This is a genomic window from Arthrobacter sp. RAF14, assembly GCF_052114185.1.
Lineage (GTDB): Bacteria > Actinomycetota > Actinomycetes > Actinomycetales > Micrococcaceae > Arthrobacter_E.
In genome coordinates this window covers 402076-414237 of sequence record NZ_JBFREG010000002.1, presented here as the reverse complement: position 1 = coordinate 414237, position 12162 = coordinate 402076, and the positions used below count along the sequence as shown (strand labels likewise).

At 68.3% G+C, this 12162-nt stretch carries 13 protein-coding genes; 7 read left to right on the top strand and 6 right to left on the bottom strand.

The genetic code is table 11. From position 1 onward, the window contains the following. Positions 1-149 precede the first annotated feature (149 nt). Positions 150-722, top strand: coding sequence for a hypothetical protein (locus tag AB4Y75_RS09420; protein WP_441435604.1), 573 nt, complete (start codon positions 150-152; stop codon positions 720-722). A 165-nt stretch (positions 723-887) separates the two neighbouring features. Here AB4Y75_RS09420 and greA read toward each other — a convergent pair whose 3' ends face one another. Beyond that, positions 888-1382 carry a transcription elongation factor GreA gene (greA, locus tag AB4Y75_RS09415; protein ID WP_441435603.1) on the bottom strand — a complete coding sequence of 165 codons (495 nt, stop codon included), beginning with the start codon at positions 1380-1382 and terminating at the stop codon, positions 888-890. A gap of 151 nt (positions 1383-1533) precedes the next feature. After that, the gene (locus AB4Y75_RS09410; protein ID WP_441435602.1) at positions 1534-1974 is read right to left on the bottom strand and encodes a DUF4307 domain-containing protein; all 441 of its coding nucleotides are present in this window, start codon (positions 1972-1974) and stop codon (positions 1534-1536) included. 73 nt (positions 1975-2047) lie between these two features. Here AB4Y75_RS09410 and mca point away from each other — a divergent pair, with 73 nt between their 5' ends. The 6 genes from mca to AB4Y75_RS09380 all read left to right on the top strand — a co-directional run bounded on the left by mca (position 2048) and on the right by AB4Y75_RS09380 (position 7804). Continuing rightward, the gene (gene mca / locus AB4Y75_RS09405) at positions 2048-2959 is read left to right on the top strand and encodes a mycothiol conjugate amidase Mca (protein WP_441435601.1); all 912 of its coding nucleotides are present in this window, start codon (positions 2048-2050) and stop codon (positions 2957-2959) included. 105 nt (positions 2960-3064) lie between these two features. Next, complete coding sequence (locus AB4Y75_RS09400) at positions 3065-3370, top strand: hypothetical protein (RefSeq protein WP_441435600.1); 306 nt, start codon at positions 3065-3067, stop codon at positions 3368-3370. Between the two features lie 139 nt (positions 3371-3509). Then, positions 3510-3989, top strand: coding sequence for a hypothetical protein (locus AB4Y75_RS09395; protein ID WP_441435599.1), 480 nt, complete (start codon positions 3510-3512; stop codon positions 3987-3989). Between the two features lie 117 nt (positions 3990-4106). Continuing rightward, positions 4107-4649 carry a type IV toxin-antitoxin system AbiEi family antitoxin domain-containing protein gene (locus AB4Y75_RS09390; protein WP_441435598.1) on the top strand — a complete coding sequence of 181 codons (543 nt, stop codon included), beginning with the start codon at positions 4107-4109 and terminating at the stop codon, positions 4647-4649. Next, positions 4646-5560: a nucleotidyl transferase AbiEii/AbiGii toxin family protein gene (locus tag AB4Y75_RS09385; protein WP_441435597.1), complete on the top strand. Its 915-nt coding sequence runs from the start codon at positions 4646-4648 to the stop codon at positions 5558-5560. The genes AB4Y75_RS09390 and AB4Y75_RS09385 overlap by 4 nt, the downstream gene beginning before the upstream one ends. Before the next feature lie 75 nt (positions 5561-5635). After that, positions 5636-7804: a thioredoxin domain-containing protein gene (locus AB4Y75_RS09380; RefSeq protein WP_441435596.1), complete on the top strand. Its 2169-nt coding sequence runs from the start codon at positions 5636-5638 to the stop codon at positions 7802-7804. A 49-nt stretch (positions 7805-7853) separates the two neighbouring features. On the opposite strand, the gene AB4Y75_RS09375 is transcribed toward AB4Y75_RS09380, so the two are convergent. The 4 genes from AB4Y75_RS09375 to AB4Y75_RS09360 form a co-directional block, all read right to left on the bottom strand. Beyond that, positions 7854-8183, bottom strand: a complete 330-nt coding sequence (locus AB4Y75_RS09375; RefSeq protein ID WP_441435595.1) for a branched-chain amino acid transporter permease — start codon at positions 8181-8183, stop codon at positions 7854-7856. Beyond that, positions 8176-8952: an AzlC family ABC transporter permease gene (locus AB4Y75_RS09370; RefSeq protein WP_441435594.1), complete on the bottom strand. Its 777-nt coding sequence runs from the start codon at positions 8950-8952 to the stop codon at positions 8176-8178. The genes AB4Y75_RS09375 and AB4Y75_RS09370 overlap by 8 nt, the downstream gene beginning before the upstream one ends. A gap of 145 nt (positions 8953-9097) precedes the next feature. Beyond that, positions 9098-10624 carry an amino acid permease gene (locus AB4Y75_RS09365; RefSeq protein WP_441435593.1) on the bottom strand — a complete coding sequence of 509 codons (1527 nt, stop codon included), beginning with the start codon at positions 10622-10624 and terminating at the stop codon, positions 9098-9100. Between the two features lie 97 nt (positions 10625-10721). Next, positions 10722-12158: an aspartate ammonia-lyase gene (locus tag AB4Y75_RS09360; RefSeq protein ID WP_441435592.1), complete on the bottom strand. Its 1437-nt coding sequence runs from the start codon at positions 12156-12158 to the stop codon at positions 10722-10724. Between the last annotated feature and the right edge of the window lie 4 nt (positions 12159-12162).

Below are 12162 nucleotides of genomic sequence, written 5' to 3'. Positions count from 1 at the left end.
CTTCCAGCCCACGCCCTCCTCTCATCGACTGCTCCGTAGATGTCGTTTTGGCCGCTCAATACGACATCTACGGAGCAGTCGATATTCGGAGGAGGCGTTTCGGGGCGGGGGTGCTCGACGGCGGGTGGCCAGGCGTCTAGGCTCAGGGCATGTTGGGGGAACATACTGTTGCGGGCGCCAAGCGGCTGCTGATCCTTGCTTTGGTCGTGCCACTGCTGGCCGGCTGCACATCCTATGCCGCACCTCCGGACAAGTCGTCCTTGCCGTGGTGGACGGCCGAGCCGGCTCCGGTGGCGACCTCCGAGATTTCGGTCTCCGTCCCGATCGTTCCTGCGCCGGACATGGCGCCTCCTGAACCACCGATGCTGCCCCCTCCGCCGACGTCCGGCCCATTGACCCTGGACACCTCCAAGGTGACGCAGTACGTGGTCCTCAAGGTCGACCGCATGACGCAGACGTCGTGGACGGTCCACATCCGCGACATGCTGAAGGGGATGGGGATGTACACAGTACAGTGCCGGGGGAAGGGTGACATCACGCTGGCGCTGCACCCCACCGTCGGGAGTGATTACAGCAGCAGCGGGCTTTGCGAAGGGCCGGGGACCGTGTTCACCTTCGCCGTAGGGGTTCCCGCACCGGCCGACGGCAGCATGGACGTGACGATCACCGCGCCGCGCGGGGCCCAATGGGCACTCCTGGTGACTCAGCCCCGGGGGTCCTGACCGCCGTCGTCGCCCCACACCCATCGACTGCTCCGTAGATGTCGTTTTGGCCACTCAAAACGACATCTACGGAGCAGTCGATGGGGGGAGAGCCCGAAAGAACAGTTGAGGCCGCCACCCATACCGGGTGACGGCCTCAACTGTTCCCTCGCGAGGGGGAAGTGATCAGCCGGTGAACGGCTTGGCGGAGAGGATCTCCACCGAGATCTCCTTGCCGTTCGGGGCGGTGTAGGAGAGCGTGTCGCCCTCCTTGTGGCCGATGATGGCCGAGCCCAGGGGCGACTTCTCGCTGAAGACGTCCAGGTCGGAGCTGCCCGCGATCTCGCGGGAGCCGAGGAGGAACTTCTCCTCGTCGCCGGCGATCTTCGCGACCACGAGCATGCCGGGCTCGACGACGCCGTCGTCCGCGGGAGCGGCGCCCACCTGGGCGTCGCGGAGCAGGACGGTCAGCTGGCGGATGCGGGCCTCGATCTTGCCCTGCTCCTCCTTGGCGGCGTGGTAGCCGCCATTCTCCTTCAGATCGCCTTCCTGGCGAGCGGCCTCGATCTTCTGAACGATCTCGGCTCGGCCCGGACCGGACAGGTGCTCCAGCTCAGCCTTGAGACGGTCGTAGGCTTCCTGGGTCAGCCACGCGGCGGATGCGCTATTGGTGCTGGACACGTGAGAACTCCTCTTGATCAACTGCCACAAAGAACCCCGCTGACTGGCCGCTGGATGACGGGCAAACCAGTTCAACGGGGCAAAGGTATTCGCCTAGTGTAGGCAAAGCGGTGGACAAACCAAAGTCACAGGCGGCACTGTGCCGGACTGGTCAGCGTTTCAGCCAGCAACTGTCGACGACGCCGGACACCGCCAGCGATTCGGTACGCACCGTGACACGGCGCTGAGTGGTCTGGCCGTTCTCCGCGCCGAAGTCCGCCGCATTGGGCGGCACGTCCACGTACTTCCAGCCGACCACCGCGTAGTGATCGTCGAGGGCCTTGATGGCGCACACCGCGGCGCGGTCGCGGTCCTTGGAGACCTGGAAGTCGACCTCCGCGAAGGAGGGGTCATTGGCGCTGAAGCTCACGGTCTTGAAATCGACGGTGCTGACGGAGTTCCGGATGGCCAGGAATCCGGCCGCGCCCACGGCTAGCACCAGGGCCGCCACGACGATCAACAGCTTGGTACGCCGCGTGACCGGCCGCTTCTGGCGGCCGTAGCGATTGGATAGGCTGGACTCCATCGGCGTTGGGCTCTGGCTCGGCGTCACCACACCAGTCTAGTTCCTCGCCACCCGCGCGCTGTCCGCCGCCGGTGCCGGGCCGTTTCATCAGGAGGCCGCCATGAGCGCCGCTGCTCCCGCCAACCCGGAGCGGGTCTTCGACGACGGGGAGACCCTCCGCGTCCTGTTCGTCCACGCCCACCCGGACGACGAGTCGAGCAAGGGCGCCGCCACCATGGCCAAGTACGTCGACGAAGGGGCCGAGGTCCTGGTCGCCACGTGCACCGACGGCTCCCGTGGCGACATCCAGAACCCCCACGTGGTGGATGAGGCGCACCCCAAGCGCGACATGGCCGGTGCCCGTCGCATCGAAATGGACAACGCCGCGCGCGTCCTGGGTGTGCAGCAGACCTGGCTCGGCTTCGTGGACTCCGGTCTGCCGGAAGGGGAGCCGCTTCCCGCCCTGCCCGACGGCTGCTTCGCGCTGCAGCCGCTCGACGTCGCGGCCGCACCGCTCGTGAGTCTCATCCGGTCCTTCCGCCCGCACGTGGTGGTGGCCTATGACGAGAACGGGGGCTACCCGCACCCGGACCACATCATGTCCCACAAGGTGGCGGTGGAGGCTTACCGTGCCGCCGGCGATCCGGAGCAGTATCCGGGAACCGGCCCCGCCTGGGAGCCGTCCAAGCTCTACTACGACTGCGGACTCGGTCTGGAGCGCATGCGTGCCCTGCGCGACGCAGCCCGCGCCGAAGGACTGGACATCCAGGGCCTGGAGTGGATCGACAGCTGGCTGGAGTCCAAGGCCGAGCCTCTGCACATCCCCACCACCCGGATCGAGGCCGGCGCGTGGTTCGAGCGGCGCGATGCGGCCCTCAAGGCACACCGCACCCAGATCGATCCGGACGGCTTCTTCTTCGCCTTCCCCGATGAGCTCCAGCGGCGCGTCTGGCCGTACGAGGAATTCGCGCTCATCGACTCGAAGGTGGGGGACACCGTCCCGGAGACGGATCTGTTCGCCGGGCTGCGCTGACGCCGGTCCCGTCCTTGAGGCGCATGCCGGCCCCGGGGCCGGTCTCCGCGCAGTTCTATCCAGCGTAGAATTGGGGAAGTCCCCCAGAACCTGAAGGTGTGAAGCGTGTACCAGCTGCTTGTGCAACTTGCCAACGACCCGAGCCCCAGCCCCCTCCCGGGCCTGAAGCCGGGCCTGACGCAGGACATGGTCACCCCGGGTCTGCTGGGCTTCCTCGCCACCGCGTTCATCGTCATCATCATGGCGTTCCTGATCGTCGACATGGTGCGCCGCATCCGCCGGGTCCGCTACCGCGGCGAACTCGCCGAGGCAGCGGAGCAGGAGAGTGCCGAACAGGAGGGGAGCGGCGCGCAGGCTGACGTCGATCCTCAGGCCGACGACGGCGAGAACGGCCCGCGCGCAGCCCGCTGAGCCGTGGGACTCCGCTGAGCCGAGGTCTGCGACAGGCACAGCTTCGCCGCCCTCCGCCGTCGCGCGTGAATCAGACTCTCGGGCCCCAGTCGGGACACCGTCCGAGTCACCAGGGTCTCCGCCGACTACGATGAACCGCGTGAAGAGCCGAGCCCCGAAGACGAAGACCGCGAGTGCTCCTGCCGCGCAGAAGCCGACCCCGGCGACGGTGTTCTGGGGCTGGCTGCTCACGGTCGGGCTGACGGCGGCCCTGACGTTCGCCGTGCTGTTCGACCCTCCGAGTCGGAAGAACACCTACCTCAAGGCCGAGGACAGTGCCCCGGTGGCGCTGGTCGCAGGCGTCGTTGCGATCGCGCTGCTCCTGGTGGCTCTTCTCATGGTGCAGGCGGTCTCATCCTCCGGGGCTCGGGTCGGTGAGGTCTGTGTGATCACTGTGTCGTTGTTCGTCACCGCGATCGGCGTCTACCGGGCGCTCGTGGGGACCGGCGACAGCCGCGGCTTCACCGCGGGAGACCTGAGCTGGTGGCTGCCGATGGAAGCCGTGATCGTGCTGCTTCTGATCGGCTTGGCGGTCAGATCCGACCGACGACGGCGGGCGGCCGGGCCTACCCGGAAGTGATCGTGAAGAGTGGTTCCGCGAGGTAAGTCAGCGGATTGACTTCAATCACCTCTTACTCCCGCGATGTCAAAAGAGTACTGAAAATGGTACTCTTTTGACACCGCCTAGGAGGTGTGCATGAGCTATCGACGGGATCTGTGGGAGATCGCCGCGGAGAACCACGGAGTGGTGACGGTGCCCGAGGCCGAAGACGCGGGAGTCCCTGCCGTGGAAGTGCGCAAGCTTGCGCACCGTGGCGCGCTGCGGGCTTACGGCAAAGGTGTCTATGTGCACCGGGACGTTCCGGTCGACGACCTCACTCAGCCCGCAGTAGCCACCGCGCTAGCCGGAAACGGCGCCTTCCTGCAACGGGAAGCCGTTCTGGACCTGCTGGGACTCGGTCAATTCAACCCGCACCGCATCCGGGTGGCCAGCCGTCGCCGGGTACGGAGAATGCTCCCGGATTGGATCGAGCTCGAGATCCGGGTGGATATCGAGGATGGCGATCTGACCCGGTATGAGGGCATTCCTGCCACCACCGTCCGGCGCGCCCTGGATGATGTGTACGGCCGGATCCCGGTGGAGCGCTGGGCAACCATCGTCGACCAGGCATGGACCCGGGACCTGATCGACGATCGTGAGCTGGCCGAGCTGAACGCCCGGGAAAGGCCGGTACGGTGAGTTCTCCGCTGCCTCCGCTGACGATCTCGCAGCTGAACGCACGCATCGACGAAGCGTCCGCGGAATGGGGTGTGCCCAGTGCGCGCGTGCGCAGGATGCTGTGCACTCTCGTCGTGTCGCAGATGCTTCCCGACGCTGTGGCTGTCAAAGGGGGCATGGGGCTCAAGCTTCGTCTCGGTGAGGCGGGCACCCGGGCGACGGCGGATCTGGATGTGTCCACCACCGATCGGGGAGTGGCCTTCGAAGAGGACTTCCGGATTCGGTTGGCCCAGGGCTGGGGGCAGGTGCCCGCATCCAAAGGAGCGTTGCGCAGGAATCCGGAGTCTCCGGGACGGGTGGCCTTCACGGGGACGCTGAAGGCGCTTCCCCTCCATGATCCAGGGCTTTCGCGGCCTTCCTACGTGATGCACCCCTACAAAGTCTCTTTGTCCTTCCTGGGTAAGGAATGGGCTGCTCTCGAAGTCGAGGTCTCCGACCCTGAGATCGATCCCCATGCTCATCACCGGCGCGCCCTCGAGGGGGACCTCGCGGAGCTGAGCCGGCTCTTCGGATTCGGAATGCCTGCGCCCGTGGAGCTGATCGACCTGGAGTACCAGATCGCCCAGAAGATCCATGCGGTGACAGATCCCGCCTACCAGCGGGCTCACGACCTGGTGGACCTTCAACTGCTGTGGAACGCAGGCCCGGACCTTCGGTCCGTACGCGAATTCTGCCTCAGGACTTTTACTTTTCGGAGCACACAGCACTGGCCGCCTTTGCCCTTGCGGTCCATGGATGGCTGGGAAGCCGCCTACCTCGAATCCCGTGAGGAGACCGAGATCAGCGGAACATCCGTGGTGTCGGAGAGTCTTGATGCTGCGCGGACCTGGCTTCGGAGCGTGATCCTGGCCATCGACGCCGTCGGGCCGTGAGGTCATCCGCCAGGTGAGCCGCACCGGCGTCACCCCCCGTCGCCACCTGCACCCCGCCCGGGCTACGGTGGCTGCATGGCCAATCACCTCGCCGGACAGAGCAGCCTCTACCTCCGCCAGCATGCCGACCAGCCCGTGGACTGGCACGTCTTCGGTTCGGTGGCCTTCGCCGAGGCCGCCGAGCGGGACGTCCCCGTCTTCCTCTCCGTGGGCTACGCGGCGTGCCATTGGTGTCACGTCATGGCCCACGAGTCCTTCGACGATCCGGCGGTGGCCGCGTACCTCAACGCGCATTTCGTCCCCGTGAAAGTGGACCGTGAGGAGCGGCCCGACGTGGACGCCGTCTACATGAGCGCCACCCAGGCCATGACGGGCCAGGGAGGCTGGCCGATGAGCGTCTTCCTGCTCCCGGACGGCCGCGCCTTCCACGCCGGCACCTACTTCCCGCCGCGCCCCGCGCGTGGCATGCCCGCCTTCAGCCAGGTGCTGGCCGCCGTCGTCGAGGCCTGGACCGAGCGGCGCGACGCCGTCGAGCAGCAGGCCTCCCGCCTGGCCCACGGACTCGGCGAGATCACCTCGGCGGTCCGCGTCGACGTTCCCGCCGCGGAGGGGGACCGGACGGCGGAGCGGCTGGCGGCCGCCGTCGGGCGTCTCGAAGAGCTGGAGTCCTCGGAAGGGGGCTTCGGCGCCGCGCCCAAGTTCCCGCCCGGTCCGCTCCTGCCCTTCCTGACCGACCACGCGGCGAGCGGCCTGCCGCATGCCGAGGAGGCCGGAGCGCTGGCGGGCCGGACGCTCGCCGCCATGGCCCGCGCGGCGCTCCGGGATCAGCTGGACGGAGGCTTCTGCCGGTACTCGGTGACGGGGGACTGGTCGGTCCCGCATTTCGAGAAGATGCTCTACGACAACGCGCTGCTTCTGCGCGCCTACACCCGCTGGGTCCGGCTGCTGCGTTCCCCCGAGGGCATCGCATCCCGTGAGGCCTGGGAGAACGTCCTCCCCGAGGCTGAGGCAGTGGCCGTGGTGGAGGCGCTGGCCGGGTTCCTGCTCACCCCGGCGGCGCGGGGCGGCCTGGCTGCGGAGGATGGCACCGCATTCCTCTCAGCCCTGGACGCGGATTCCCAGCCGTCCGTGGAGCAGCTGCGTCGGGCCGGACTGACGGACGTGGGGCTGCATGAGCGGGAAGGAGCCTTCGCGCTCTGGACCCCCGAGGAGCTGCTGGAACTTCTGGGCGAGGACGGCCTGGACCTGGCCCGCCTTATGAACGTCACCGAGCGCGGGAGCGTCTCGGCGCTCGGCTCGCCTCTGCATCCGGCCCGTGCGCTCGACGACGCCAGCCGGGACCTGCTCGACCGCTCCCGGCCCGTGCTGCTCGCCGCGCGCGCCACCCGTCCCCGTCCATCGGTGGATGACAAGGTGGTCGCCTCCTGGAACGCCATGGCGGTGACGGCCCTCGCCGAAGCGGGCCGCGTCCTGGGGCGGGCGGAATGGATCGATCGCGCAGCAGCGGCCGCCCGGTATCTGCGGCAGACGCACTGGGACCCCGCAGCCCGGACCCTGGCCCGGGTGTCTCACCAAGGCCGTCCCGGCGCGGTGGCCGGCGTGCTGGAGGACTACGCCCACGTCCTGGAAGCAGCCCTGGTGCTCTACCAGCTGACGGGCGACGCCGAGTGGTACGAGTGGGCGGGCAAGCTCTCTTCCGCGGTCGAGGAGGGCTTCCTGAGCGACGGCCAGGTCCTGAACGAGGATCAACGGCAGAGCGGCGGGGACCTGGAGCCGTTGCGGGCCGCCTCCGGGGGAAGCTCGGCGGTGGACCTCTTCGACGGCGCCACCCCGGCGCCGGTGTCGGTGCTGGCCCAGGGCTGGCTCACGCTCTCCGCCCTGAACGGCGACAGCGCTCTCCGGGACCGGGGCTTCGGTCTAGCCCGCGCGGCATCCGACGCGGCGGCTTCGCATCCGCGCGTCGCGGGGGCGGCGCTCGCGGTCGAGCTGGCCGGGTTGCTCGGCGTCCTCGAAGTCGCGGTGGTGGGGGAGACCGGGCCGGAGCGGGACAGCCTGCTCGACGCGGCATTCGGCAGCGCGCGGCCGGGGGTGGTCATCGCCGCCGGTCAGGATCCGGGACGGGTGCCGCTCCTCGACGGCCGGACACCGGGACCGGACGGACGGCCGCTGGCCTACGTCTGCCGGGAGATGGTCTGCCACGCGCCGGTGGGCTCAGCGGAGGAGTTACGCGCGGAGCTGCGCTGATCACGGGAACTGCGCTGATCACGGGACCTGCGCTGGGAGGCGGGCAGCCTCAGACGAACACCAGATTCGCCAGGACCAGGCACACGGCGGTGCCCGTCGCCATGCTCAGGATGGCGTTGCGGCGCCACCAATGCGTCAGGGCGGTCACCACGATCCCGGCCATCTCCGGGATGCCATGCCCCGAACCGCCGAAGTCCACTCCGCTCACGGCGTAGAAGAGCAGGATGAGGATGGCGCCCAGCGGCATCCACACGCGGAGGTCGGCCAGGAGCGGGGAGTCCTTGAGCGCGCCCTTGAGGGCGAAGGGGATGGCGCGCAACGTGAAGGTGACCGCGGCTGCGGCGCCCACCGCGAGCAGCAGGTAGGGGACGTCAGTCATCGGAGCCTCCCGTGGAGCCGGAGGTGCCGCCGTCGGAGTCTCCGGGCCGCTTGCCGGTCCAGCGCGATTCCCTCCAGTGCCGCAGCAGCAGCCCGGCGAAGAGGAGGCTGAGGGCCACCAGGAGCATCTGGCCCGGGGCGAGCAGCAGAGCCAGCACCGCCGACCCGGCCGCCAGGGCCACCAGCGCGACGTCGGGCCGGGCGCGGAAGGCATCGATGGTCAGCACCACGAACAGCGCCACCATCAGGAACCCCAGGCCCTTGATGCTGCCCAGGAACCCGGAACCGAGCAGCGCGCCCAGCACCGAACCGGTCACCCAGGACACTTGCAGCAGGACCTGCGTCCAGAGGATCTGCGAGGAACCCGCGCGTTCGCCGCGCCGCCCCGACAGCAGCGCGAAGGCCTCGTCACAGAGGGCGAAGATGCTGTAGGTCTTGGCCAGCCGGCCCCGCACGCGGTCCAGCGGGAACGAGAAACCGTAGAACAGGTGCCGGGAGTTCACCAGGAACGTGGTCGCCGCGATGCTCAGCACCGGCGTGGCCGAGGCCAGCAGCCCCACCAGGATGAACTCGACCGAACCCGCGAACACCGCTCCGGAGAGCAGCGGGGCCACCCACCATGGGAGCCCGTGATTCGTGACCAGGACACCCAGGCCCATGCCCAGCGGAACGAAACCCAGGCAGACCATCCCCGCTTCGGACAGCGCGGCACGCAGGCCGGCGAACCGCTCGGGCGGGGAGGTTTCGGATCCGGAGTTCTGCACAGGCACCAAACCATCCTAGAGAATCGTCCGGCGAGCTGCGGCGGCAGCTCGGCCGGACGGCGCCGGGAACAGCACAGCGCACGACGACGGCGGCCGGGTGGCCGCCGTCGTCGTGCGCCGGAAAGGGTGCTTCAGAGAGCTCCGGTCCGGCTCAGCTGCGAGGGCCGGGCCGGTTGGCGATCACCGGAGCGGCGCCCGTGAAGCCCTTCCGGGCCTCGGCGATGTCGCGGATCCGGTCGCGGCAGACGAACCAGCCGACGACCATGAGGCCACAGGCCACCACGGTTGCGAGCAGGGTCCACGGGGAGTCGATGAACACCATGATGAGCACCAGTGCCAGGAACACCAGGGTCACGTAGCCGGAGTACGGGGCGCCCGGCATGCGGAACGACGGCCGTTCCAGCCAGCCCTTGGCCGCCCAGCGCTGCAGCTGGATCTGGCACAGGATGATCGTGGCCCAGGACGCGAGGATGCCCACGGACGCGACGTTCAGGACGATCTCGAACGCCTCACCCGGAACCAGGTAGTTCAGGGGGACGCCCAGGAGCGACACGACGGCCGTGATGGCGATGCCGCCGTACGGCACACCGGCCTTGTTCATGCGGAGCGCGAACTTGGGCGCGGAACCGGCCGCCGCCATGGACCGCAGGATACGGCCGGTCGAGTAGAGGCCGGCGTTGAGGGACGAGAGGGCCGCGGTCAGGACCACGAGGTTCATGATCGAGTCCATGCCCTGCACCCCGATGGAGCCGAAGAACGTGACGAACGGGCTGACGCCCTTCTGGTACGCCGTGTACGGCAGCAGGAGGGAGAGCAGGATGACGGAGCCGACGTAGAACACCGCGATGCGGAACACCACCGAGTTGATGGCCTTCGGCATGATCTTCTGCGGGTTCTCGGTCTCGCCCGCGGCGGTGCCCACCAGTTCCACGGAGGCGTACGCGAACACCACGCCCTGCATCAGAAGGATCATCGGCATCATGCCGTTCGGGAAGATCCCGCCGTTGTCCGTGATGAGGGAGAAGCCCGTGGGCGCACCCGTGGGGGTGCCGAAGATGACCAGCCAGATGCCCACCAGCAGGAAGGAGACCAGCGCCACGACCTTGATGAGGGCGAACCAGAACTCCAGCTCGCCGAACACCTTCACCGAGACGAGATTCAGGGAAAGGACCACCACCAGGGCGATCAGGGCCCAGGCCCACTGCGGGACGGCCGCGATCCACGGCACGTACTTGCCGAAGAAGTTCATGTAGAGGGCGGCCGCCGTGGTGTCCACGATCGTGGTCATGGCCCAGTTGATCCAGTAGAACCAGCCGGAGACGAACGCCGCTTTCTCGCCGAAGAACTCACGGGCGTACGAGACGAACGAGCCCGACGACGGGCGGTGCAGCACCAGCTCGCCGAGGGCACGGAGGATCAGGAAGACGAACGCGCCGCAGATGGCGTAAGCGAACACCAGGGACGGACCCGCCGCGGCCAGGCGCCCACCGGCGCCCATGAAGAGGCCGGTTCCGATGGCGCCGCCGATGGCGATCATCTGGACCTGACGGTTCTTGAGGCCCTTGTGGTAGCCGGCGTCCTCGGCGTGCAGGACGTGGTCGGTCGAGTGGGCGTGCCCGCCGTCCTCGAGATGGTCGGGGACCTTCTGTGGACTGGGGGAGTTTCCGGAGGAGGACATCAGGGGTCCTTTCGGTGATGGGTGGGGAGATCAGTATTCATGAGGTGCGTTTCGCCGGAGTTTCCTCAAGATTGCGCGGAACGCTCCCGGGGAGGGGTCAGGAGGACAGGTTCGCGAGGCGTTCCGGCCGGAGGAGTTCCTCCAGGCGCTCGGCCGAGAGCAGGCCGCGCTCCAGCACGAGCTCCGCCACGCCGCGTCCGCTGGCGAGTGCTTCCTGAGCGATCGAGGTGGCCGCCGCATAGCCCAGCTGGGGGTTGAGCGCGGTGACCAGGCCGATCGAGTGCTCCACGGTGGAGCGCAGATGTGCGGTGTTGGCGGTGATGCCCTGAACGCAGCGTGCCGTCAGGGTCCGGCAGGCCGCTTCCAGGTGCGTGATGCTCTTGTGGAGGCTGTGCACGATCACGGGTTCGAAGGCGTTGAGCTGCAACTGCCCGGCCTCCGCGGCCATGGTGACGGTGACGTCGTTGCCGATCACCTCGTAGGCCACCTGGCTGACCACTTCCGGGATCACCGGGTTGATCTTGCCGGGCATGATCGACGAGCCGGACTGCACGGCCGGCAGATTGATCTCGCCGAGACCGGCGCGCGGACCGCTGGAGAGCAGCCGCAGGTCGTTGCAGATCTTGGAGAGCTTCACGGCCACACGCTTGAGCACACCGGACAGGTGCACGAACGCGCCCATGTCCGAGGTGGCCTCGATCAGGTCCACGGCCGTCACGAGGGGCAGCCCGGTGGCCTCTGCGACGTGGCGGCAGGCGGACTCGGCGTAACCCTTCGGCGCGTTGAGCCCGGTGCCGATCGCCGTGGCACCGAGGTTGATCTCGTACATGAGCCGCGCCGATTCGCGCAGGCGCTCGCGGTCCTCGCCGATGGTGACGGCGAAGCTGCCGAACTCCTGGCCCAGGGTCATGGGCACGGCGTCCTGCAGCTGGGTGCGGCCCATCTTGACCACGGTGCGGAACTCCTCGGACTTGACCCGGAAGGCTTCCTGCAATTCCTCGAGCGCGCTCAGCAGGCCGTCGATCCCGCGGGCCGTCGCGATGCGCACCGCGGTGGGGTACACGTCGTTGGTGGACTGGCAGAGGTTCACGTCGTCGTTGGGGTGCAGGTGGACGTAGTCGCCGCGCGGGAAGCCGAGGATCTCCAGCCCGCGGTTGGCGATGACTTCGTTGGCATTCATGTTGGACGACGTCCCGGCGCCGCCCTGGATGACGTCCACCACGAACTGGTCATCCAGCTGGCCCGCCATGATGTCGAGGCATGCGGCCTCGATCGCGGCGCCCTTCTCGGTGTCGAGGAGGCCGAGCTCGCGGTTGGCGCGGGAAGCGGCGAGCTTCACAGCCGCAAGGGCATGAATCAGATGGGGGTTGCTGGAGAGCCGCTGGCCGGTGATCGGGAAGTTCTCCACGGCGCGCAGGGTGTGGACACCCCAGTAGGCGTTCTGGGGGATGTTGCGGTTGCCGAGGAGGTCGTGCTCGCTGCGGAAACCGTCGGCGACCGCTTCATCGGCGATGGGGGTGGGGGCGATGGTCATGGGT